Origin of the sequence: Amycolatopsis sp. MtRt-6, from assembly GCF_017308975.1 — a bacterium.
GTDB lineage: Bacteria > Actinomycetota > Actinomycetes > Mycobacteriales > Pseudonocardiaceae > Amycolatopsis.
In genome coordinates, this window is record NZ_JADWPD010000025.1 from 108,338 (window position 1) to 133,034 (window position 24,697).

At 75.1% G+C, this 24,697-nt stretch carries 11 protein-coding genes and 1 pseudogene; 6 read left to right on the plus strand and 6 right to left on the minus strand.

All coding sequences use genetic code 11. From position 1 onward, the window contains the following. Window positions 1–52: 52 nt before the first annotated feature. From I4Q55_RS34115 to I4Q55_RS34125, 3 genes and pseudogenes are all read left to right on the plus strand, one after another. A pseudogene (locus I4Q55_RS34115) lies at window positions 53–9,082 on the plus strand (type I polyketide synthase); the annotation flags it as partial. Window positions 9,083–9,084: 2 nt separating this feature from the next. Next, complete coding sequence (locus tag I4Q55_RS34120) at window positions 9,085–15,240, plus strand: type I polyketide synthase (protein ID WP_206793908.1); 6,156 nt, start codon at window positions 9,085–9,087, stop codon at window positions 15,238–15,240. Then, window positions 15,237–15,494, plus strand: a complete 258-nt coding sequence (locus I4Q55_RS34125; RefSeq protein WP_206793909.1) for a hypothetical protein — start codon at window positions 15,237–15,239, stop codon at window positions 15,492–15,494. The genes I4Q55_RS34120 and I4Q55_RS34125 overlap by 4 nt, the downstream gene beginning before the upstream one ends. 115 nt (window positions 15,495–15,609) lie before the next feature. Here the strand turns inward: I4Q55_RS34125 and I4Q55_RS34130 are convergent, their stop codons facing one another. Together I4Q55_RS34130 and I4Q55_RS34135 are read right to left on the minus strand one after the other, a co-directional pair. Continuing rightward, window positions 15,610–16,077: a hypothetical protein gene (locus I4Q55_RS34130; RefSeq protein WP_206793911.1), complete on the minus strand. Its 468-nt coding sequence runs from the start codon at window positions 16,075–16,077 to the stop codon at window positions 15,610–15,612. A gap of 27 nt (window positions 16,078–16,104) precedes the next feature. Beyond that, the gene (locus I4Q55_RS34135; RefSeq protein ID WP_206793913.1) at window positions 16,105–16,737 is read right to left on the minus strand and encodes a hypothetical protein; all 633 of its coding nucleotides are present in this window, start codon (window positions 16,735–16,737) and stop codon (window positions 16,105–16,107) included. Window positions 16,738–16,909: 172 nt separating this feature from the next. On the opposite strand from I4Q55_RS34135, the gene I4Q55_RS34140 reads away from it, so the two are divergent. Beyond that, window positions 16,910–20,020: a BTAD domain-containing putative transcriptional regulator gene (locus I4Q55_RS34140; RefSeq protein WP_307793391.1), complete on the plus strand. Its 3,111-nt coding sequence runs from the start codon at window positions 16,910–16,912 to the stop codon at window positions 20,018–20,020. 22 nt (window positions 20,021–20,042) lie between these two features. Here the strand turns inward: I4Q55_RS34140 and I4Q55_RS34145 are convergent, their stop codons facing one another. Beyond that, window positions 20,043–20,450, minus strand: a complete 408-nt coding sequence (locus I4Q55_RS34145; protein WP_206793915.1) for a hypothetical protein — start codon at window positions 20,448–20,450, stop codon at window positions 20,043–20,045. A gap of 153 nt (window positions 20,451–20,603) precedes the next feature. On the opposite strand from I4Q55_RS34145, the gene I4Q55_RS34150 reads away from it, so the two are divergent. Beyond that, window positions 20,604–21,464, plus strand: a complete 861-nt coding sequence (locus I4Q55_RS34150) for a DUF4394 domain-containing protein (RefSeq protein ID WP_206793917.1) — start codon at window positions 20,604–20,606, stop codon at window positions 21,462–21,464. Window positions 21,465–21,532: 68 nt separating this feature from the next. Here I4Q55_RS34150 and I4Q55_RS34155 read toward each other — a convergent pair whose 3' ends face one another. The 3 genes from I4Q55_RS34155 to I4Q55_RS34165 form a co-directional block, all read right to left on the minus strand. Further along, entirely contained in the window at window positions 21,533–22,267 is a 735-nt protein-coding gene (locus I4Q55_RS34155) for an SDR family NAD(P)-dependent oxidoreductase (protein ID WP_206793919.1), read from the minus strand. Between the two features lie 90 nt (window positions 22,268–22,357). Next, window positions 22,358–22,597: a hypothetical protein gene (locus I4Q55_RS34160; protein ID WP_206793921.1), complete on the minus strand. Its 240-nt coding sequence runs from the start codon at window positions 22,595–22,597 to the stop codon at window positions 22,358–22,360. Between the two features lie 70 nt (window positions 22,598–22,667). Next, the gene (locus I4Q55_RS34165) at window positions 22,668–23,348 is read right to left on the minus strand and encodes a haloacid dehalogenase type II (protein ID WP_307793392.1); all 681 of its coding nucleotides are present in this window, start codon (window positions 23,346–23,348) and stop codon (window positions 22,668–22,670) included. Window positions 23,349–23,504: 156 nt separating this feature from the next. On the opposite strand from I4Q55_RS34165, the gene I4Q55_RS34170 reads away from it, so the two are divergent. After that, entirely contained in the window at window positions 23,505–24,668 is a 1,164-nt protein-coding gene (locus tag I4Q55_RS34170; protein ID WP_206793923.1) for an ROK family transcriptional regulator, read from the plus strand. Window positions 24,669–24,697 lie beyond the last annotated feature (29 nt).

Sequence of the window (24,697 nt, forward strand, 5' to 3'; positions counted from 1 at the left end):
TCCGGCACCGGTTCTCGGCCACAGCACGAAAATCGATGGGAGCACGGGAATGGAGCCTCTGGCGATCGTCGGCATGAGCTGCCGCTACCCCGGCGGGATCGCGTCGCCCGAGGACCTGTGGCGCGTGCTGGCCGAGGGCAGGCACGTCGGCGGCGGGGTCCCCGGCGACCGGGGCTGGGACCCGGCCGGCCTGCCGCCCGGGGGTTTCCTCGACGACGTGGCCGCGTTCGACGCGGAGTTCTTCGGCATTTCGCCCCGGGACGCCCGGGCGATGGACCCGCAGCAGCGGCTGGCGCTGGAGACCGCCTGGGAAGTCCTGGAACGCGCGGGAATCCCGCCGCGGGCGCTGCACGGATCGCGCACCGGCGTGTTCGTCGGCGCCGAGTCCCGCGACTACGGGCCGCGGCTGCACGAAGCCCCCGGCGGCGAGGCGGGCCGGCTGTTCACCGGAACGGCCGGAAGTGTCCTTTCCGGACGGATCGCCTATACCCTCGGCCTGCGCGGCCCGGCCCTCACGGTGGACACGTCGGCGTCGAGTTCGCTGGTGGCGCTGCACCTGGCGCTGGCGGCCCTGCGCAACGGCGAGTGCGAGCTGGCGATCGCCGGCGGGGTCTCGGTGCACGCGCTGCCGGGGGCGTTCGTCGCGTTCGCCGGCCTGGGTGCGCTGGCCCCCGACGGACGGTGCAAGCCGTTTTCGGCCGGCGCCGACGGCACGGCGTGGGCCGAAGGGGCGGGCATGCTGGCGCTGGAAACGCTTTCCCGGGCCCACCGCGAGGGCCACCGCGTGCTGGCGGTGGTCCGGGGCTCGGCGGTCGGCTCCGACGGAGCCAGCGACGGGCTGACGGCCCCTGACGGCGACGCCCAGCAGGCCGTCATCCGGGAGGCGCTCAGTGCGGCCGGACTGTCCTTTTCGGACGTGGACACGGTCGAGGCCCACGGCACCGGAACCCCGCTGGGCGACCGGACCGAGGCGGCGGCCCTGGCGGCGACCTACGGCCGCGGCCGCGACCGGCCGCTGTGGCTCGGTTCGGCGAAGGCCAACCTCGGCCACACCCTGGCGGCCGCGGGCGTGACCGGCGTGATCAAGACCGTGCTCGCGTTGCGGCACGGGGTGTTGCCGCGAATTCCCGGCTTGGCGGAGCCCATCCCGGACGTGGACTGGGCGGCGGTGCGCCCCCTGGCCGAACCGGTGGCGTGGCCGCCGGGGGCGATTCCGCGTCGCGCGGGGGTGTCGGGCTTCGGGATCGGGGGGACGAACGCGCACGTGCTGCTCGAAGAGGCCCCCGCGGCGGTGGCCCCGCCCGTGTCCTCGGACGCGCCCGCGCACCAGGCCCGCGCGCTGGTCGAGGAGACCCCCGCGGCGGTCGCCCCGCCCGCGCACCGGGCTCGCGCGCTGGCCGAGGAGGACCGCGCGGCCGCACACCCTGCCGCCGACCTTCCGCTTCTCACCGCCGGTCCCGCGGCTTGGCCAGTGTCCGGCCGGACACCGCGGGCCTTGGCAGCCCAGGCCCGCGCGCTGCGCGAACACGTCACGGACCTCGATCCGGCCGACGTGGCGTGGTCGCTGGCCACGACGCGGTCGCCGTTCGAGGAACGTGCGGTCGTGCTCGGCGACCACGCCGACGGGCTGGCCGCCCTCGCCGCGGGGCTGCCCGCCGCCGGCGTCGTCACCGGAACAGCCGATGCGCCCGGTCCCGTGGTCTTCGTGTTCCCGGGGCAGGGCAGCCAGTGGCTCGGCATGGGCCGGGAGCTGGCGGCGTCCTGCCCGGTGTTCGCGGCGCGGCTCGCGGAGTGCGCCGCGGCGCTCGCGCCTTATACCGACCTGAACCTGGACGATCCGGAATCCGCGGACGTGGTGCAACCCGCGTTGTGGGCGGTGATGGTGTCGCTGGCCGAGGTGTGGCGGGCGGCCGGGGTCTCGCCGGACGCCGTGGTGGGGCACTCCCAGGGTGAGATCGCCGCGGCGGTCGTCGCCGGGATCCTGTCCCTCGAAGACGCCGCCCGGGTGGTGGCCCTCCGGTCGCGGGTGCTGACAAAGCTGGCCGGGCGGGGCGGGATGCTCGCGGTCGAACAGGCCGCGGACGTCGTCCGGGAGTGGATTGTCCCCTGGGGCGCCCGGCTTTCGGTCGCCGCGGTGAACGGCCCACAGTCCACTGTGGTCTCCGGCGAGCCGGCGGCGCTGCGGGAACTCGCGGACGCCGTGGACGTCCGCACGCGGCTGATCCCCGTCGACTACGCGTCGCACAGCGCCCAGGTCGAGGAGCTGCGCGAGGAGATCCTCGGCGCCCTCGACGGGATTTCGCCGCGGCCGGGCCGGATCCCGATGGTGTCGGCGATGACCGGGGAACACCTGGTGGACGCCGGCCCGGCGTACTGGTACGCGAGCCTGCGCGAGCCGGTCGAGTTCGCGCGCGCGGCCGGGGTCCTGACCGGGTCCGGGCACCGGACGTTCGTCGAGGTGTCCCCGCACCCGGTGCTCACCGGCGCGATGAGCGACGCGGCGGTCGTCACCGGAACCCTGCGCCGCGACGACGGCGGCCCGTCCCGGCTGCTGCGCTCGTTCGCCGAGGCCTATGTCCGCGGTGTCGAGGTGGACTGGGCCGCGGTCCTGCCCCGAGCCGGGAAAGTCGACTTGCCGACGTACGCCTTCCAGCGCGAACGCCACTGGCTCGACCCCGAACCCCCCGAGCGCCCCAATGTGGCCTTGGTTGCGTTCAACGCACCGAAGGCCGCCTTGGGTGCGTTCAACGCACCGAAGGCCACATTGGGGCGCTTGGCGACCGGCGGAACGCGGGATCTGCTGGAACTGGTGCGCGCGCACGCCGCGGCGATCCTCGGGCACCGCGGTGCCGAGGCGGTCCCCAGCGGGCGGACCTTCAAGGATCTGGGCTTCGACTCGGTGACCGCGGTCGACCTGCGCACCCGGCTGGCCGCCGCCACCGGGCTCGCGCTGCCCACCGGGCTCGTCTTCGCCCACCCGACCCCCGCCGCGCTCGCCGCCCACCTCGAAGCCGAACTCGGCGGCGGTACCACCGCCGAGGTGACGGCCCGGGCCGCCGGCGACGCCATCGCGATCGTCGGCGCCGGCTGCCGCCTGCCCGGTGACGTGACCGGTGTCGACGACCTGTGGGACGTCGTCGCCTCCGGGACCGACGTGGTCGGCGGCTATCCGGCCGACCGCGGCTGGGACCTCGGCGCCCTCGCCGGCCGCGGCGGCGGCTTCCTGCGTGACATCGCCGGGTTCGACGCGCCGTTCTTCGGGATCTCGCCGCGCGAAGCCGTCGCCATGGACCCCCAGCAGCGCGTGCTGCTGGAAATCGCGTGGGAAGCACTGGAAAACGCCGGGCTCGACCCGCTCTCCCTGCACGGCGAGGACGTCGGCGTGTTCGCGGGCGCGTTCGCCTCGGGCTACGGCGGTGCCGACCGGACCGGGCACCTGATGACCGGCGTGTCCGCGAGCGTGCTGTCCGGCCGGATCGCCTACGCGCTGGGCCTGCGCGGGCCCGCGGTGACGGTGGACACCGCGTGCTCGTCGTCCCTCGTCGCGCTGCACCTGGCGGTCCGGGCGCTGCGCTCGGGCGAGTGCGCGCTGGCGCTGGCCGGCGGGGTGACGCTGCACGCGACGCCGGAGTGGCTCGCCTGGTTCACCGAGCAGGGCGGCCTCGCCTCCGACGGCCGCTGCAAGGCCTTCGGCGCGTCGGCCGACGGCATGGGCATGGCCGAGGGCGCCGGGCTGGTCGTGCTGGAGCGGCTTTCCGACGCGCGGCGGAACGGGCACGACGTCCTGGCGGTGATCCGCGGCAGCGCGATCAACTCCGACGGCGCGTCCAACGGCCTGACCGCCCCCAACGGCCTTGCCCAGGCACAGGCGATCCGGGCCGCGCTGGCCGACGCCGGCCTGGAGCCGTCCGATGTGGACGTCGTCGAGGCGCACGGCACGGGTACCCGGCTGGGCGACCCGATCGAAGCCGAAGCGCTCCTCGCCACCTACGGGGACGTCCTGCTGGGCACGGTGAAGTCGAACCTCGGGCACACGCAGGCCGCGGCCGGCGTGACCGGCGTCCTCAAGACGGTGGCCGCGCTGCGCCACGGCGTCGTCCCGCCGACCCTGCACGCCTCGACGCCGACGTCCCACGTCGACTGGGCGGCCGGGAACGTCCGGCTGGTCACCGAGGCGACGCCGTGGCCGGAGCGGGACCGGCCGCGCCGGGCGGCGGTGTCGTCGTTCGGCATCAGCGGCACCAACGCCCACCTGATCCTCGAACAGGCCCCGGCGCCCGAGCCCGCCGCGGCGACCCGGGCGCTGCCGGTCGTGGCCTGGCCGGTGTCGGCGCGGACCCCGGCGGCGCTGGCCGCGCAGGCCCGGCGGCTGGCCGGGCACATCGACCAGAATCCGGTGGACGTCGGCTGGTCGCTGGCGACCACCCGCGCGGCGTTCGACCACCGCGTCGTCGTCACCGGGCGTGACGCCGAGCAGCTGCGGGCGGGCTTGGCGGCGGTGGCCGAGGGCCGCGAAGCACCCGGCGTCGTCACGGGTACCGCCGCGGACCCCGGCCGGATCGCGTTCGTGTGCACCGGCCAGGGCGCGCAGCGGCGGGGCATGGGCCGGGAGCTGGCCGCCGCGTATCCGGTGTTCGCGGCGGCGTTCGACGAGGTGTGCGCCGAACTGGACCGGCACCTCGACCGGCCACTGAAGTCCATTATGGACGGCGATCTGCTCCACGAAACCGGGTGGGCGCAGCCGGGCCTGTTCGCGATCGAGGTCGCCCTGGCCGCGCTGCTCGAGTCGTGGGGCATCGTGCCCGAGCTGGTGGCCGGGCACTCGATCGGCGAGCTGGCGGCCGCCTACCTCGCCGGGGTGTGGTCGCTGCCGGACGCGTGCCGGGTCGTCGCCGCTCGCGGGCGGCTGATGCAGGCGTTGCCGCGTGGGGGTGCGATGGTCGCGGTGACCGCGGACGAGGACGAGGTGCTCGCGGTCCTGGAGGAGTTCCCGGGTGCGGCGGTGGCGGCGGTCAACGGGCCGAGGTCGGTGGTCGTGTCCGGGGTGGAGGGTGATGTTCTCGCGGCGGCTGCGCGCCTCGCCGAGACGGGTGCGCGGACGAAGCGGTTGTCGGTGTCGCACGCGTTTCATTCGCCGTTGATGGAGCCGATGCTGGCGGAGTTCGCCGAGGTGACGGCGTCGGTGACGTATCGGGAGCCGAGGCTGCCGCTGGTCGCCGGGCCGGTGACAGATCCGGGCTACTGGGTGCGGCACGTGCGGGAGCCGGTGCGGTTCGCGGACATGGTGGATTCGTTGCGTTCCCAGGGTGTCCGGACTTTCGTCGAGATCGGCCCGGACGCGGCGCTGACCCCGATGGTGGTCCCGGCGGACGGCGAAGCCTGGCTGCCGGTGCTGCGCCGCGGCCGCCCGGAGCCCGAGACGGTGGTGGCGGCGGCCGCCGGGGTGCACGTCCGCGGCGGGCCGCTCGACTGGCCCGGGTTCTTCGCCGGAACCGGCGCGCGCAGGGTCACGCTGCCGACGTATGCGTTCCAGCACAGCCGGTACTGGCTCGACGGCGGTTCGTCCGGACCGCTTCTCGGGGCGGCCCTGGAGGTGGCGGGCGGTGGATTCCTGCTGACCGGGCGGCTCTCGCGCGGTGCGCAGCCGTGGCTGGCGGACCACGTCGTGGCCGGGGAGGTGGTGGTGCCCGGGACGGCGCTGGTCGAGCTGGCCGTGCGGGCGGGCGAGGCGGCGGGCTGCCCGTGCCTCGCCGAGCTGCTGATCGAGACGCCGCTGGTGCTGGGCGGCGAGACGGACATTCAGGTCACCGTCGGCGACGGCGAACTGGCGATATACGCCCGCCCGGCGGACGGGGGCGAGTGGACGCGGCACGCGACGGGACGGCTGGCGCCGGCCACGCCTGTCCCCGGTTTCCCGCAGTGGCCCCCGGCGGGGGCGGTCCCGGTCGACCTCGAGGGCTTTTACCCGGCGCTGGCCGACGCCGGACTCGCATACGGCCCGGCGTTCCGCGGAGTCCGGGCGGCCTGGCGGCGCGGCGAGGAGATCTTCGCGGAGGTGGCACTCCCGGAAGGCACCGCGGCGGGGTTCGCGGTGCACCCGGCGTTGTTCGACGCGGCGCTGCACGCGATCGTGGCCCTGGGGCCGGGGGAGGGGACACGGGTGCCGTTCGCGTGGTCGGACGTGGCGGTCCACCAGCCGGGCGCGACGGCGGCCCGGGTCCACGCGGTCCCGGACGGCGAGGGCTGGGCATTGACGTTGGCCGACGCGACGGGCGGCCTGATCGCCTCGGTGGGTTCCCTGGTCCTGCGGCCATTCGACCCGGCGGCGGCGGTGACGCGCGAGGCGCTGTTCCGGCTGGGTTGGGTACCGGTGGAGGCCGCGCCGGCCGATGTGGCCGGGTGGGCTGTGGTGGGCGCGGAGGTGCCCGGCGGGCTCGCCCGGTATCCGGACGTCGCCGCGCTGGCTGCTGCCGTGCGGGCGGGGGCACCGGTTCCGCCGGTTACTGTGGTGCGTTGTCCGGAGCCGGCCATCGCGCGCTGTTCTGAACCCGCTTCCAGCGCCGCCCCGGTCCTGGACCTCCTCCACCAATGGCTGGCCGAGGACTCCCTCGCCACCTCCCGGCTCCTGGTCGTCACCGAACACGCCGTCGACGCCGGGCCCGGCGCACCCGTCCGCCCGGCCGCAGCCCCGGCCTGGGGCCTGCTACGGGTCGCCGCCGCCGAACACCCCGGGCGGATCCTCCTGTCCGATGTGGACGATCCCGCCGCGCCCGCCGACCTGCTCGCGGCCGGGGTGGCCGCCGGTGAACCCGAGTTCGCCGTGCGGGGCGGGGAACTGCGCGTCCCACGGCTCGTGCGGGCCTCCGCCGGGCTGACGATCCCCGCGGCCGAGGGGTGGGCACTCGCCTCCACGAAGCCGGGCACCCTCGAATCCCTCACCCTGGCCGCCATGGGCAGCCGGCCGCTCGGGCGCGGCGAGATCCGGGTCGCCGTGCGGGCGGCAGGTGTCAACTTCCGGGACGTGCTCACCACCCTCGACATGTACCCCGGCCCGGCCGGGCCGCTGGGCCTGGAGGCCGCCGGTGTGGTCGTCGAGGTCGGTGCCGGGGTCGAGAAACCCGCCGTCGGGGACGCCGTCATGGGCGTCTTCCGGGGCGCCTTCTCGCCGACCGCCGTGACGGATGCCGATCTCGTGATCCCGAAACCACCCGGGTGGTCTTGGGCCGAGGCCGCTGCCGCGCCCATCGCGTTCGCGACCGCCCACTACGGCCTCGTCGAACTGGGCCGCCTCGGAGCCGGGGAATCCGTGCTGGTGCACGCCGCCGCCGGGGGCGTGGGACAGGCCGCCGTCCAAGTGGCCCGGTACCTCGGCGCGCGGGTGCTCGGGACCGCCGGCCAGCGGAAGTGGCCGGTCCTCGCCGGGTGCGACCACGTCGCCTCCTCGCGGACCCTCGACTTCGAAGACGCCTTCCGGAAAGCGACCGGCGGGCGCGGGGTCGACGTCGTGCTCAACGCCCTCTCGGGGGAGTTCGTCGATGCCTCGCTGCGGCTGCTCGCCCCCGGCGGCCGGTTCGTCGAAATGGGCAAGACCGATCTCCGCGACCCGGACGGCGTCTCGTACCAGGCCTTCGACCTGCTGGAATCCGGCGCCGAAGGCCGGGTGCTGGCCGCGCTGAGCCCGCTGTTCGCCTCCGGCGCGCTGCGGCCGCTGCCGGTGTCCTGCTGGGACGTGCGGCAGGCAGCCGAAGCCTTCCGGTTCCTGAGCCAGGGCCGCAACGTCGGCAAGGTCGTGCTCACCGTCCCCGCGGCCCCCGAGCCGGGCACCGTGCTGGTCACCGGCTCCTCCGGCGCTCTCGGCACGCTCGTCGCCCGGCACCTCGCGCGCCGCGGGCGTCGGCTGCTCCTGCTCTCCCGCCGCGGTCCCGCCGCGCCCGGCCTGCCGGAAACGGCCGCGCGGCTCGCGGACGCGGGCGCCGACGTGCGCGTCACCGCTTGTGACGTCGCCGAACGCGCCGATCTCGCCGCCGTCCTCGACGCGATCCCCGCCACCGCGCCGCTGCGGGCCGTCGTGCACACCGCGGGCGTGCTGGACGACGCCGCCGTCGGCTCGCTCACCCCGGACCGGATCGCGGCGGTGCTGCGGCCGAAGGCCGGCGGCGCGTGGCTGCTGCACGAGCTGACCCGGCACCTCGCGCTGGAGCAGTTCGTGCTCTTCTCCTCGGTGGCCGGGATCTGGGGCAACCCGGGGCAGGGCAACTACGCCGCGGCCAACGCCTTCCTCGACGCGCTCGCCGCACACCGGCGTCACCTCGGCCTGCCCGCGGCCTCGCTGGCCTGGGGCCCGTGGCAGCACGCCGGCGGCATGGCGGGCACACTGTCCGAAGTGGACTGGGCGCGGCTGGCGCGGCAGGGGCTGCGGCCGCTGTCCGACGCCGACGGCCTCGCCCTGCTCGACGCCGCGCTGCACACCGGCGAAGCGACCCTCGTCCCGGCCCGGGTCGACGCCGGGGACGAGCCACCGCCGCTGCTGTCCGGGCTCGTCCGCCGCAAAGCCCCGCGCCCGGCACCCGCCGAAGCCGGCCTGGCCGATCGCCTCGGTGCGCTCCCGCCCGGTGACCGGTTCCCGGCGCTGCTGCAGCTCGTCCGGACGCAGGCCGCGCTCGTCCTCGGCCTGGGCGACCCCGACGGCGTCGAGGCCGCGCGGTCGTTCCGCGAGCAGGGGTTCGACTCGCTGACGGCGGTCGAGCTGCGCAACCGGCTGCACACGGCGACCGGCGTGCCGCTGTCCCCGGCCGTCGTGTTCGACCACCCCGCCCCCGAAGCGCTGGCCCGCCACCTCGAACGGGAACTCACCGGTGACCCGGACCCGGTGCCGGCCGCCTTCGCCGACCTGGACCGCGTCGAGGTCACCGCGCCGGCCGTGACCGACGACGCCGCCCGCGCGCGGCTCGTCACGCGGCTGCGGGGGCTGCTCGCCCGCCTCGACCCGGCCGAAGCGGCCGGCGAGGCCGTCGCCGACCGGCTGGCGGCGGCCGGCGACGACGACATGTTCGCCTTCCTCGACAGCCAGCTGGGGAGCTGAGAATGGCCGACGAAACCAAGCTTCGCGACTACCTCAAGCGCGTCAGCGCCGAGCTGGCGACGACGCGGGAGCGGCTGCGGGCCGCCGAAGACCGGGCGCGGGAGCCGGTGGCGATCGTGGGCACCGCCTGCCGGCTGCCCGGCGGGGCGGACGACGCCGACACGCTCTGGGACCTCGTCGCCGCCGGGACCGACGCGATCGGGGGCTACCCCGCCGACCGCGGCTGGGACCTCGACGGCGCCGGCGGGTTCCTCCGCGACATCGCGGGCTTCGACCCGGAGTTCTTCGGCCTCAGCCCGCGCGAGGCCCTGACCATGGACCCGCAGCAGCGGCTCGCGCTGGAGGTGTCCTGGGAAGCCCTCGAACACGCCGGAATCGACGCCGGGACTCTGAAGGGCGCGGACGTCGGCGTGTTCGCCGGCGCGTTCGCGTCCGGCTACGCGGGCGGGCCCGCCGGCTCGCTGCACGACGACGTCCGCGGCGGGCACCTGCTGACCGGCCTCACGACCAGCGTGCTCTCCGGCCGGATCGCCTACACCCTCGGCCTGGAGGGCCCGGCGGTCACCGTGGACACCGCGTGCTCGTCGTCGCTGGTCGCCGTGCACCTCGCGGCCCGCGCCCTGCGCGCGGGGGAGTGCGCGCTGGCACTGGCCGGCGGGGTGACCGTGCACTCGACCCCGGAGTGGCTGGTCTGGTTCACCCGCCAGCAGGGCCTCGCCTCCGACGGGCGCTGCAAGGCCTACGGCCGCTCGGCCGACGGGATGGGCATGGCCGAAGGTGCCGGGATGCTCGTGCTGGAACGGCTTTCCGACGCCCGGCGCCACGGGCACGAGGTGCTGGCCGTGATCCGCGGCAGCGCGGTGAACTCCGACGGCGCGTCCAACGGCCTGACCGCCCCCAACGGCCCGGCGCAGCAGCGCGTGATCCGCGCGGCGCTGGCCGACGCGGACCTGTCACCGTCCGAAGTGGACGTCGTCGAAGGGCACGGCACCGGTACCCGGCTCGGCGACCCGATCGAGGCCGAGGCCCTGATCGCCGCGTACGGCACCGGCCGCGAGACGCCGTTGCTGCTCGGCACGGTGAAGTCGAACATCGGCCACACCCAGGCCGCCGCCGGGGTGGCCGGCATCCTCAAGCTGGTCTCCGCGCTGCGGCACGGCGTCGTCCCGCCGACCCTGCACGCCGCCGCGCCGACGTCCGCAGTGGACTGGTCGGCGGGCACCGTCCGGCTGGTCACCGAAGCGACGCCGTGGCCGGACCACGGACGGCCGCGCCGGGCCGCGGTCTCGTCGTTCGGGATCAGCGGCACCAACGCGCACGTCGTCCTGGAACAGGCCCCCGAATCCGAGCCGGTTCCGGCAGTGGTCCGCACGCTGCCGGTGGTGGCGTGGCCCGTGTCGGCGCGGACCCCGGACGCGCTGGCCGCCCAGGCCCGGCGGCTGGCCGGGGCGGCGGACCGGGATCCGGCCGACGTCGGCTGGTCACTGGCGACCGCCCGGGCGAGCCTGCCGTACCGCGCCGTGGTGACCGGCCGCGACGGCGACGAGCTGCGCGCCGGGCTCGCCGCGCTGGCCGACGGCGAAGAAGCGCCGAACGTCGTCACCGGGACGGCCGGGACGGCGGGGAAGACGGCCTTCGTCTTCAGCGGCCAGGGCGCGCAGCGGCGGGGCATGGGCCGGGAGTTGTCCGACGCGTATCCGGTGTTCGCGGCGGCGTTCGACGAGGTGTGCGCGGAACTGGACCGGCACCTCGACCGGCCGCTGAAGTCCGTTGTGGACAGTGACCTGCTCGGCGAGACCCAGTGGGCGCAGGCGGGGCTGTTCGCGGTGGAGGTCGCGCTCGTCGCGCTGCTGAAGTCGTGGGGTGCCGAGCCGGACGTCGTCGCCGGGCATTCGATCGGCGAGCTGGCCGCGGCGTACACGGCGGGGGTGTGGTCGCTCGCCGACGCCGCCCGCCTGGTCACCGCGCGCGGCCGGCTGATGCAGGCGTTGCCGCGTGGCGGCGCGATGGTCGCGGTGACCGCGAGCGAGGACGAGGTGCTCGCGGTCCTGGCGGAGTTCCCGGGTGCGGCGGTGGCGGCGGTCAACGGCCCACGGTCGGTCGTTCTGTCCGGAGTGGAGGGTGACGTCCTGGCCGCGGCGGGAAAGCTGGCCGAGGTGGGCGCGCGGACGAAGCGGCTTTCGGTGTCGCACGCGTTCCACTCGCCGCTGATGGAGCCGATGCTGGCGCAGTTCGCCGAGGTGACGGCTTCGGTGACGTATCACGAACCGAGGCTGCCACTGGTCGCGGGACCGGTGACCGACCCGGGCTACTGGGTGCGGCACGTGCGGGAACCGGTGCGGTTCGCCGACATGGTGACGTCGTTGCGGTCCCAGGGGGTCCGGACGTTCGTCGAGATCGGCCCGGACGCGGCGCTCACCCCGATGGTGGTCCCCGCCGACGGCGAAGTGTGGCTCCCCGTCCTGCGCCGCAACCGGCCCGAGCCGGTGACGGCGGCCACGGCGCTCGCGGGGCTGCACGTCCGCGGCCGCGCGATCGGCTGGGCCGGGTTCTTCGACGGCGCCGGCGCCCGCCGGGTCACGCTGCCGGCGTACGCCTTCCAGCGCACCCGGCTGTGGCTGGACGGGGGAGCGCCGGACACCGCGGACCACCCGGTGCTCGGCACCGCGCTGGAGGTCGCGGGCGGCGAAGAACTGCTCCTGACCGGACGGCTCTCCCTGCGCTCCCACCCGTGGCTCGCCGACCACGTCGTCGCCGGGTCGGTGGTGGTCCCCGGGACCGCGCTGGTCGAGCTGGCCGTCCGGGCCGGGGACACGGCGGGCTGCCCGCGGGTGGCCGAGCTGCTCATCGAAAACCCCCTGACGCTGCCCGGCCGCGGCGGCGTCGAGGTGCAGGTGACCGTCGCGGCGCCCGGCGACGACGGCCGCCGCGACCTGGCGGTGTACGCCCGCCCGGACGAGGGCGGCGCCTGGACGCGGCACGCGACCGGCGTCCTCGCCCCGGACGCCGGTGCCGCGCCCGGCCTCGCGCAGTGGCCACCCGCCGGAGCGACCCCGCTCGACCTCGACGGCTTCTACCCCGCGCTGGCCGAGGCGGGCCTGGCCTACGGGCCGGCGTTCCGCGGCGTGACGGCCGCCTGGCAGCGCGACGACGAGCTGTTCGCCGAAGTCGCGCTCCCGGACGGCACGGGGGACGGGTACGCCGTGCACCCGGCCCTGTTCGACGCCGCCCTGCACGTCCTCGGCCTGGCGGGTGGCACCCGGGTGCCGTTCGCGTGGTCGGACGTCGTCGTGCACGCCACCGGCGCGGCCGCGGCCCGCGTCCGCATCGCCCCGGCGGACGGCGGGGGCGTCGCGGTGACGCTGGCGGACACCGCCGGCCACCCGGTCGTCACCGCCGGATCGTTGACCTTGCGCGACTTCACGCCGGGCACCGCCGCCGTCGTCCGCGACGCGCTCTTCCGGCTGGACTGGCAGCCGGTCGAAGCACCCGGAACCCCGGACACCACCGGCTGGGTGCTGCTCGACGGCGCGCCGGACATCCCCGGAGCCCGGCGTGGTGCTTCGCTCGGCGAGCTGGCCGAAGCCGTCCGCGCGGGCGCCGAAGTGCCGCCGACCGTCGTGGTGCGCGTGCCGGAGCGGGAAAACCCGGCCGTCGCGGCACTGGACCTGGTGCAGGCCTGGCTGGCGCTGGACGACCTCGCCGCGTCGCGGCTGCTGGCCGTCACCGAACGCGCGGTCGACGCCGGACCCGGCGTGCCGGTGCGGCCGGCCGCGGCCCCGGCCTGGGGCCTGCTGCGGACCGCGGCCGCCGAACACCCCGGCCGGATCCTGCTGTCCGATGTGGACGATCTCGCGGCGGGCGGCCTGCTCGCCGCCGGGGCCGGGCTGGGCGAGGCGGAGTTCGCGGTGCGCGGCGGGGAGCTGCGGGTCCCGCGGCTCGTCCGGGGCACCGCGGAACTCGCGCTGCCGGACGGGAACTGGAGACTCGGCTGCGCGAGCCAGGGCACCCTGGAAGCACTCACACCGCAGGCGGCGGAAGACCGGCCGATCGGGCCGGGCGAGGTGCGGGTCGCGGTGCGCGCGGCCGGGGTGAACTTCCGGGACGTGCTGACCGTGCTGGGCATGTACCCCGGTCCGGCGGGACCACTCGGGCTGGAGGCGGCGGGCGTCGTCGTCGAGGTGGGCAGCGAAGTCTCCGGCCTGACCGCCGGGGACACGGTCATGGGCATCTTCACCGGGGCCTTCGCACCGACGGCCGTGACGGACGCCCGGCTGGTGATCCCGAAACCGGCCGGGTGGACGTGGGCGGAGGCCGCGGCGGCGCCGGTGGCGTTCGCCACGGCCCACTACGGCCTGGTGGAACTGGCCGGGCTCGCGGCCGGCGAATCCGTGCTGGTGCACGCGGCCGCCGGTGGCGTGGGCCAGGCGGCGGTCCAGCTGGCCCGGCACCTCGGCGCCCGGGTGTTCGGCACGGCGAGCCCGGCGAAGTGGCCCGTGCTGGCCGGCTGCGACCAGGTTGCCTCTTCGCGGACCCTCGAATTCGAGGACGTGTTCCGCGCCGCGACCGAGGGGCGCGGCGTCGACGTCGTGCTCAACGCCCTGTCCGGCGAGTTCGTCGACGCGTCGCTGCGGCTGCTGGCGCCGGCCGGCCGGTTCGTGGAGATGGGCAAGACCGACGTCCGCGACCCGGTGGACGTCTGGTACCGGGCGTTCGACCTGCTGGAAACGGGTGCGGCGGGGATGGGACCGGTGCTGGCCGCGCTGAGCCCGTTGTTCGCTTGCGGGGTGCTGCGGCCGCTGCCGGTCACGTGCTGGGACGTGCGGCAGGCGGCCGAGGCGTTCCGGTTCCTGAGCCAGGGCCGCAACGTCGGCAAGGTGGTGCTGACGTTCCCGGCGGCACCCCGGCCGGGCACGGTGCTGGTGACCGGTGCGTCCGGTGGTCTCGGCGGGCTCGTCGCGCCGCACGTGGCCCGCGGCGCGCGCAACGTCGTCCTGACGTCCCGGCGGGGCGTGGCCGCCGACGGCATGCCCGCGACCGTCGCGGCCGTGGCCGCCCAGGGGGCGGCGGTCCGGGTCGTGGCGTGCGACGCCGCCGACCGCGCCGGGATGACGTCCGTGCTCGGCGCGATCCCCGCGTCGGCCCCGCTGCGCGCGGTGGTGCACACCGCGGGCGTGCTGGACGACGCCCCGGTCGAGGCACTGACGCCGGAACGGCTCGCCGCGGTGCTGCGGCCGAAGGCGGACGGCGCCCGGCTGCTGCACGAACTGACCCGGGACCAGGACCTCGACGCCTTCGTGCTGTTTTCGTCGGTGTCCGGGATCTGGGGCACGCCCGGGCAGGGCAACTACGCGGCCGCAAACGCTTTCCTCGACGCGCTGGCACTGCACCGCCGGGCTGCCGGCCTGCCGGCGACGTCGCTGGCTTGGGGCCCGTGGGACCGCGCGGACGGGATGGCGGGCCGGCTGTCCGAAGTGGACTGGACCCGGCTGGCGAACCGTGGCCTGCGACCGCTGTCCGACGCCGACGGCCTGGCCCTGCTCGACACCGCGCTGGCCGGCGCGGCGCCGTTCGTGGTCCCCGCCAGGGTGTCCGGCGGCTCGTCGCCGCTGCTGTCGGCGCTGACCCGCCGTCCCCCGCGCCGCGCGACCGGCGCCCCGGCCGCGGACCCCGGCCTCGCCGCGCTCGCGCCGGAGGAACGGGAGCGGGCGCTGCTGCGGGTGGTGCGGACCCAGGCGGCGCTGGTGCTCGGCATGGCGGGCCCGGACGCGGTGGGCGCGGAACGCTCGTTCCGCGACCTCGGGTTCGACTCCCTGACGGCGGTGGAACTGCGCAACCGGCTGAGCGCGGCCACGGGGCTCAAGCTGTCGCCGACCCTGGTGTTCGACCACCCGGTGCCGGCCGCGCTGGCGGCCCACCTGGCCCGCGAGCTGGCCGGCGAATCCGGGCCACCGCCGGTGTTCGCGGCCCTGGACGGTTTGCGGCCCCTGCTGACGGCGGTCCACGACCCGGCCGAGAAGGCGAAGGTGCTGGCCCGGCTCGAAGCACTGGTGGCGGACCTCCAGCCCGGCGAACGGGACGACGAGCACCTGGCCGGGGCCACCGACGACGAGATCTTCTCGATGCTCGACACCGAGCTCGGCATCACGGGCCCATGACGACCGCGACGAGACCGCCGAGCCTGACCGACCGGGCGGTGGCGATGCTGCGCGCGGTGGCGGCGGGCCGGGCGCACATCACGGTGAGCGTGGAGCCGGACCTGTACGTGGACGGGCTCCCGTGCTGCGACCAGAGCACGGCCCACGAGCTGGCGCACACGGGCCTCGTGGGCCCGGCACACCCGGCGCCGCCGCGGACCCGGGTGCGGGCGGAGCTGACGGCCGCGGGCCGGGAAGCACTGGCCGGCCGGTGATCGAGGTCCGCCCCGACCTCGGTTCTCCGGTGGCGCCACCGCAGGCGAGCCGGTGGCCCGGCGTGGTCCCGACAGGGGGCCACCGAGACGCACGCCGGGGGTCTTCGCACGGCGGTCAGGTCTTGTGGACCAGGGTGGCCCCGGTCCAGAAGTCCTCCAAGGCCGCCGTGATCGACAGGTGCCGTGTCACGCACGAATAGCCGGGGACCTTCAGTCCGTTCACCTCGAGGGGCAGCTTGGCCGTCCCCGCGACCGTGCCGTCTTCGGCTATCGGGTACTCCGCGACCTCCAGGGCGGTCGCGGACTTGCGGATGTCGAGCACCGACTGGCCGCGCGTGCAGGTGACATGCACGTCGACGGTCACCTGGACGGAAATGACCGTCGCGTCGGCGTCCAGCGCCACGTCCACCTCCTGGAACGTGACAGTGGCGGCGATGCCGTCCCAGGCGGCTTCGGTGGCCTTCGGCACGAAGTGCGCGTCGGCCGCCTGGGCGGCGGTGGCGCCGCCGGCCAGGAGCGCGATGGTGGCCGCCGCGGTCGCGGCGGACCTCGCCAGACCCCGGGTCTTCCCGATCGAAAGCATGCTGACCCCCTTGGCCGGGTACTCCGGTCAGACCGGCTCGAAGTCGACCGGGACGTCGTTGTTGTTCTGGTCCTTGGCGCCGCCGGACGCCCCGTTGACGACCGTGAAGTCCTTCGTCGTCCCGTTGAAGTTCAGCCGCAACGTCTCGAAGCCGATCCGCAGGGTGGACACGCCCCGCAGGTTGGCGGCCGAGACCTTGAACTTGATGTCGATGTTGATGTCGATCAGCTGCTCGCTGCGGAAGGTCTCCTTCAGGACGCTTTGGCTGGTGTCCTTCTTGAAGCTGGCCACCCACACCTTCCAGCCGGACGACGACGGCAGGTTGTAGACCTGCCACAGGCTCTTGAAGTTGTAGCTGCGGAGCCTGCCCTGGATGCGCCCTTCGATGTCGAAGCCCTGCGACTGGATCGTGAGGCTCTGGAAGGTGCTGAAGCCGTGGTAGGCGGTGACCTCGTCGTCGGCCACGGTGCGGGCCGTCCGCGCGTCCGGGAGGACGAGGTCGAACCGGCCGTGGGACACGTCGAGCGCGGCCGCGCTCGACTGGGCGACGGTGCCGGCCGGGGCGGCGGACGCCACCGCCGCGCCCGTGGTCAAGGTCAGCGCGCTGACGGCGAGCGCCACCGCGGTCCGGGTGCACGTTTTCCACGCACGGTTTCTCATGTCCGCCTCTTTCCTCTCCGGTGGATGGGGCAGGCTCACCTCATCAAGCGGGGCTGGACGGCGGCTGGACGGTGATTGGACGGCGGCGCTTAGCCCGAGCGGAGCCACTTCCTTGTGTGCTCCAGGCCGGGCCCAGTACGTTTTTGACCGGCAGCCGATAGCGGGGAGCCAGGTGGCAACGAGGTCAGTACGCATCCAGGTGCTGGGTTCGCTGCGGGTTTGGCGCGACGGCGCCGAAGTCGAGCTCGGGCCGCCGGGCCGGCGCGCGGTGCTCGGGCTGCTCGCGCTCGCCGGCGGGGACGCCGTGGCCCGGCGCGACCTCGTGGACGCGTTGTGGGGCGACCGGCCGCCGCCGAGCGCGGTGAACGTCGTCCAGACGCACGTCAAGCACCTGCGGCGGCTGCTCGAACCCGGGCGCGCGCCGCGCGCGGGCAGCGGGGTGCTGCCGCACGTCGGCGGGGGCTACGCCGTGCGGCGGGACGCCGTCGACGTCGACCTCTGGCGGTTCCGCGAACTCCTCGCCGAGGCGAACGACGCGTACCGCGACACCGACGCCGACCGCGTCGTGACTGCCCTCGGCGAGGCGCTGCGGCTGTGGCACGGCAGGCCGCTGGCCGACCTGCCGCCGCTCACCGGCCACCCGAAGGTCGTTTCGCTGGTCGCCGAGCGCCGGGAAGCGTTTTCCCGGTACGCCGCGGCGATGATCGACGTCGGGGCGGCCGCGGAAGTCCTGCCCGGCCTCGCCGAAGCCGCCGCGGAGCAGCCTCTCGACGAAGCCGCGCAGGCCCTGCTGATCCGCGCCCACCACGCACTCGGGCAGCGTGGCGAGGCGTTGCGGCTCTACGGGCAGGTGCGGACGCGGCTCGTCGACGAGCTCGGCATCGACCCGGGGCCGGAGCTGCTCGCCGCGCACGCCGCCGTGCTGCGCGACTCCGCCGAGGCGCCCGCCGAACCCCGGCCGGTGCACCGGATCCCGAAGCAGCTCCCCGCCGAGCCGCGCGGGTTCACCGGCCGGGCGGCGGAACTGGCCCTGCTGGACGACCTGGTGCGCGGCGGCATCGCCGCGATCTCCGGCACGGCGGGCGTCGGCAAGACGGCGCTGGCCGTGTACTGGGCGCACCGCGTCCGGAACCGCTTCCCGGACGGGCAGCTGTACGCGAACCTGCGCGGCCACGCCCCGGGCGCCCCGGCCGCGCCGGTCGAAATCCTCGCGCAGTTCCTGTCCGCGCTGGGAATTCCGCCCGAACGCGTGCCCCCCGACGGGGAAACCGCCGCGGCCCTGTACCGGACCCTGACGACCGACCGGCGGATCCTCGTCCTGCTGGACAACGCCGTCGACCCGGACCAGGTCCGGCCGCTGCTGCCGGCCGGACCCGGGTGCCTGGTGGTGGTGACCGCGCGCGACCGCCTGACGGGCCTGGTCGCCGTGCACGGCGCGCGCCGGCTCACCCTCGACGTGCTCAGCCCCGACGACGCCGTCGACCTGCTCGCGGACGTCCTGGGCCGCGGGCGCGTCCGCGCCGAGCCCGAGGCGGCGCTGGAGTTCGCCAAGCTGTGCGTCCACCTCCCGCTCGCGCTGCGGATCGCCGCGGCCAACCTCGCCGACCGGCCCGGCTCCGGCATCGAGGACTACGTCGCGGAACTGCGCGAGGGCAACCTGCTCGCCGCGCTCGCGGTGCCGGGCGACGACCAGACGGCGGTGCGGACCGCGTTCGACCTGTCCCACGCCGCCCTGCCCGCCGACGCCCAGCGGCTGTTCCGGTTGCTGAGCCTGGTTCCCGGCGTGGACGTCGGCACCGACGCCGTGGCCGCGCTGGCCGGCACCGAGGCCCCGCGGGTGGCTGCCCTGCTGGACCGGCTCGCCGCCGCGCACCTCGTCGAACACCACGTGCCGGGCCGGTACCGCTTCCACGACCTGCTCCGCCGGTACGCCGCCGAGCAGGCCGAGCGGCTGGAGGCCGCCGCGGACCGCGAGCGGGCGCTGCGGCGCCTGTACGACTGGTACCTGGCGGGGGTGGACGGCGCCGCCCGCCTCCTCTACCCGCACATGCTGCGGCTGCCGGTGTCCGGCGTCCCGGCTGCTTTTCCCGGGCTGAGCGAGGCGTCGGCGTGGCTGGACACCGAACGCGGCAACCTCGTCGCCGCCGTGCGGTTCGCGGCCGGCGGTGGCCCGCGGGCGATGGCGTGGCGGCTCGCCGACGCGTTGCGCGGGTACTTCTGGATGTGCATGCGCGGCGCCGAATGGCTCGCGACCGCCGAAGCCGGCTTGCGCGCCGCCGAGGCGGACGGCGGCCCCCGCGCCCGGGCCGCCGGCCGGCTCAGCCTCGCCGACCTGCACTTCCGCCAGGGCCGGTACCGGCAGGCGGTCCGCCAGTACACGGCCTCGCTGCTGCTCGCGCGGCAGGCGGACTGGGCCGAGGCGCAGGCCGCGGTGCTCGGCAACCTGGGGTGCGTCTACTGGCAGTCCGGGCGGCTCGCCGACGCCGCGGCCCGGTTCGGCCGCGGGCTGGCCCTCAGCAGGCGGATCGGCCAGCCGGCGGGGGAGGCCGTCGCCTTCGGCAACCTCGGGCTCGTCCACTGGGAAATGGGCAAGCTCGCCGAGGCCGCCGACCACTACACCCAGGCGCTGCGCCGGTACCGCCGGATCGGGTCCCGGTACGGCGAAGCGATCAACCTCGCCAACCTCGGGCAGACGCAGCGCGCCCGCGGGCGGACGGCCGAGGCGGTGGAACTGCTTTGCCGCTCCCTCGACCTGCAGTGCGAGGCGGGAAACCGCGGCGGCGAAGCGGAAACCCGCAGCCGGCTGGCCCTGGCGCACGGCGATCGCGGCCACCGGGCCGTGGCCCTCGAATGCGCCGGCACGGGACTAGCGCTCGCCCGGGAGGCGGGGGACCCACGGACCGAGGCGGAGGCGCTGGCCGCGTCCGCGGCCGTGCTCGCCCGCTTCGGCGACCGCCCGACGGCGGTCCGCCGGTACGGCCAGGCCCTCGACCTGATCCGCGAGACCGGCGACCGGTACCCGGAGGTCGACGCGCTGATCGGCCTGGCGACGGTCACCGCGGACCCGGAGCCCGCCCGGGAGGCCCTGGTGCTCGCCGAGCGGGCGGGCTACCGGGCGCTGCAGGGCCAGGCCCTGACGGCGCTGGCCGGCGCCCTGCTCGCCCGCGGCGAACCCGGTGCCGCGGCCGAGCACGCCCGGACCGCGCTCGCGGTGCACCGGGAAACCGGGCACGGGCTGGGGGAGAGCCGGACCCGCGCGCTGCTCGACCGGCTGCCGCCGTGAGGCCGCGCACCGGTGTCCCGGGCTACGGGCGGATGCCGGTGGCGTCGACCGTGTAGGTGCCGTCCGGCTGGACGGTGACGATCACCCACGGGTTCACGCCCTTGGCGCCGATCGCGCCCGGGCAGGTGAACTCGCTCAGGTCGAACGCCGTCCGCGCGCCGTCCTTCGCCGGCGTCACCGACTCCTCGACCCGGCCCGCCCAGGTGCAGGCCGGGTTGAGCACCTGGTGCGTCACCTTCACCTCGACCGAGGTGACCTCCCCGTCCTTCGCGCACCACGCGACCTGGTTGCGGTACGTCCACACCCCTTCGTTGGCCAAATCGATCGGTTCGGTCGCCCAGCAGCCGTCCGCCGCCGCGGCGCCGGTGATGAACGGGACGCTGGCGAGCACCCCGGCCGTGATCGCGGTGAGCGTGCCGATTCTTCGCATGTCGACCCCCTTGGTTTTCGTGTGCCCCCAATGTCGTGGCCCCGGCGCCGGGTCCGCAAGACGCCGATGCGCCGAGTCCAGCCGACGTCCAATCCTTGTCCAGTCCGCCCGCATAGCGTCGGCTCGCCCCGGAGCGCGAGGAGGAGACGAACGATGAAGGCACGGCTCAGGAGAAGCATCGCCGTCGTGGCCGCGGCGCTGTCGGCCGCCGGCGCGGTCTCGATCGGCACGGCGGGCAGCAGCGCCGCCCAGACGGCGGGCCTGCGCGCGTACGGCATCTCGGCCGACGGCACGCTGATGGCGACGTTCACCACCGACCGGCCGCAGGTGCTCGACTGGGTCCGGGTCATCACCGGCCTCAGCGGCGACACGGCCCTGCTCGGGATCGACTTCCGCATCCAGAACGGCCTGCTGTACGGCGTCGGCAACAACGGCGGCGTCTACACGATCAGCATGCCGCCGGCGACGCCCGACGTCGTCGTCAAGAAGGTCTCCCAGCTGAGCGTTCCGTTGTGGGGCACCAGCTTCGGCGTCGACTTCAACCCGGCCGCCGACCGGCTCCGGCTGGTCAGCGACCAGGGCCAGAACCTGCGGCACAACCTCGCCGACGGCGTCACGGCCGAAGACGCCATCCTGACCACGCCGCCGGCGCTGGGGCCGACCCGCGGCGTGACGGCCGCCGCGTACACGAACAACGACCTGAACCCCGACACCGCGACGACGCTCGTCGACATCAACACGGCCACCGACCAGGTGATGATCCAGTCGCCGGCCAACAACGGAACGCTGGCCGCGACCGGCGCGCTCGGCGTCGACGCCGGCCCGAACGCGGGCTTCGACATCTACAGCGACCTGGTGGCGGGCAAGACGGTGTCGGTGACCGGGTTCGCCACGCTGGCGGTCGGGGGCCAGAGCTCGCTGTACAGCGTGAACCTGCTGACCGGCGCGGCCACGGCGGTGGGGCAGTACCCGCTGAACATCGGGGACATCGCGGTCGCCCTCGACACCAACTGAAGCCCCGGGGAGGGGAGCCCGCCCCGGCATCGGGACGCCGGGGCGGGCTCGGCTGGGGAGTCAAGGGTTCAGAACGCGGTGTACCCGCCGTCGACGGGCAGGACCGCTCCGGTGATGTACGACGACTCCGGTGAGGCCAGGAAGAGGATCGCGGCCGCCACCTCCTCCGGTGTCGCGAGGCGGCCCAAGGGGATCTGGTCCTCGCGGTGGCGGCGATACGCCTCGGGGTCGGCTTTGCGCCGGAACGAGGCCTCGATGACCGGGGTGGCCGTCAGGCCCGGGGCGACGACGTTGACGCGGATGCCGCGCGGGGCCCATTCGATCGCCGCGCCCTTGGCGAGCATGATCAGGCCGCCCTTGGCCGCGGAGTACAGGACCTCCTCGGGCTTGCCGACGATGCCGAGGCGTGAGCCGACGCAGACGAACGAGCCTCCTTCCGGTGGCATCAGCGGTGCGAAGTGCTTCATCACCAGGAACGCGCTGAGCAGGTTGCTGTGGAGGACGTCCTTCGCGTCCTCGTAGGCCATCTCCGTGAGCGGACCGCCGGCCTGCAGGCCGTGGTTGAGGACGACGGCCTGCACCGTGCCGAAGTCCGCCGCCGCGCGGTGGGCCAGCTCCTCGACGAACGCCTCGTCGTTGAGGTCTCCCGGGACGTACCGGTCGGCGGGGTCCGCGGTGGCGAGCCGCTCCCGGCGGCCGGTGAGGAGCAGGCGCGCGCCCTCGCGGCGGAAGCGGGCGGTCACCGCCTCGCCGATTCCGCTGCCGGCGCCGGTCACCAGGGCGGTGGTGTTCTCGAGTCTCATGGGGACGCTCCTTCGCGGGGTGGGCCGGTCAGGCGAGGAAACCGTGGTACTCGTTGAGCTTGGCCAGCACGCCCTTCGTGCCGGCGACGCTTAGCCGCGGACCGCGGTGGTGAGTGCGGCTTCCTGGTCGCGGGCGGCGCGGGCGTGCGCGTCCCGGCCGGCGCTCCCGTGACCCGGGTAGGTGAAGACGCCGGCCGGCACGAGGCCGTGCCCGGCGGCGAAGGCCTGCATGCGGTCGATGTTGTCCTGCACGACGTCGGCGAGCACGATCGGCGCGGGGGTGTCGATCCGCCCGAGCAGACCGTCGAGTGCTTGCCGGAGCCGGTTCACGGTGCGCCTCTTTCGGTGGGCTGTGAAGCGGCGCAGACCAGCTGGTGGTCCGCCGCCGAACCGGGGCCGGTCACGGGCGCGGCAGGCCGAACAGCACGGGCAGGTCCGCGATGTCGGTGATCCGCTCGTAGCCGAGCCAGTGCTCGTCCTGCTCGAAACCGCGGTCGACGTACACCTTGCGCTCGATGCCCATGACCGCCGCGGGGCGGTGGTCGTACTTCGGGCTCGCCGAGACGTGCACGAGCTCGTCCGGGGTCACGCCGAGCTTGTCGAAGGTGTACTCGAACGCGCGCAGCCGGGGCTTGTAGACGCCCATCTGCTCGGCCGTGATGACGACCTCGAACGGGGCCTGGAGGTTCTCCACCAGGCGGGCCGCGTGCGCGTTGTCGGTGTTCGTCACGATCACCAGGGGAACCGCCTCCGCCAGGCGGTTCAGCGCCGCGGTGACGCCGGGGTAGGGGGTCCAGGTCGGGACCTCCTCGTACACGGCCTCGGCGTCGCTTTCCCGGTACTCCATGCCGAACCGGCGCATGGTCCGTTCCAGCGAGTGGGCGACGACCTGGTGGAAGGGCTGCCATTCGCCCATGCACTCGTCGATCCGGTAGGCGTTGCCCGCGCGGAGGAACTCGTCGGCGATCTCCGGCGGGAGGCGGTCGCCCAGGGTCCGGCGGATGGCGTCGTTGATGCGGAAGTGGATCAGCGTCCCGTTCATGTCGAACGTGACGAACTTCGGCTTGCTGTCGAAGGCCACGGAGTCCTCCAAGGGCGATCCGGAGAGCGGAGTGGAAGCGAGTATCGGCGCGCACTCGTCAACTGTCAACAGTTGACGAGTGCTGTTCCAGATTCAATCTGAAACGTATTTCGGGGGACGGGCCTGTCCGCCGCCCCGGATCGCTATGGTCGTGAGGTGGCGAGCAACCCGACATCGCGCGACTACACCAAGGCCTCGGTTCTCGAGGTGGTCCTCTCCCGGGCGCCGGTGACGCGCACCGAGGTCATCGAACTCACCGGCCTGAGCAAGGCCACGGTGTCGCGCGCGGTCGAAGAACTCCGTGCGGACGGCTTCGTCGCCGACGGCGGGGTCGACGCGGCCGGTGGCCGGGGCAGGCGGTCGACCTACCTGGACGTCCCCGGCACGGCCGGGCACGTGGCCGGAGTCAGTTTCGGGGTGCTGACCACCGGTGTCCTGGTCGCCGATCTGCGGGGTCGCGAGGTCGGCCACGTCGTCGTCCCGACCGTGAACCACGACGAGGCAGGCGATGCCGCGAAGTGGCTGGCCGGTCTGGTCGAGGAGACGGCCGGAGCGGGGCGGGGTCCCCTGCGTCAGCTCGTCGTCGCGGTGCCCGGCCGGGTCCGCGACGGCGCGGAGATCTTCGGCCCGGCGCGGGCGGCGAAGATCTTCACGGGTTCCGGCCTCCGGCGCGCTCTCGCGGATCTGGTCGACGCCCCCGTGTTCCTCGACAGTGACGCCAACGCGTCCCTGCTGGGCATCCTGGCGGAGGACGCCAGCGTCGGAAACGCCGCGCTCTTCAACGTCAGCAGCGTGCTCAACTTCGCCGGCTGCGCGGGACACGAACTCGTCCGCGGGCGCACCCCGGCTTTCGGGGGGATCGGCGTCCTCTGTGCCGGGGTCGGCGAAGAGACCCTCGACGGGCTGCTGAGCGTGAAAGGGCTCCTCAAGTTCGCCCGTGGCCGCGGGCTCGACCTGAAGCGCGTCGAGGAACTGTGGCGAGGGCGGCGGGACGACGCGGCGCGCGCCGCGGTGCTGGACGCGTTCGCCACGGCGATCGTGACCGCCGTGAGCGCGGTCGCCGTGACGCTGGATCCGGAAACGGTCTACTTCGCGGGCCGGTTGTGCCCGCTCGTCGAGGAGGTGCTGCCCGAGGTGCGCGGCCGTCTCGACCGGATCCTCCCGGTGGCGCCCGAGGTCAAGGTCGTGACGCAGGTCGTCGGCCTGTCCACGGCGCGCGGAGCGGTGATCGCCTGCCTGGCGCCGGCCCGGGACCGGCTGCGCGACGCGGTGATCGAGGCGCGCGGCCGGCGCGCGGCCCAGCCCGCGCCGGCTTTCTGAGGCCTCTCGCGGGAGACCGGCCGGGCGTC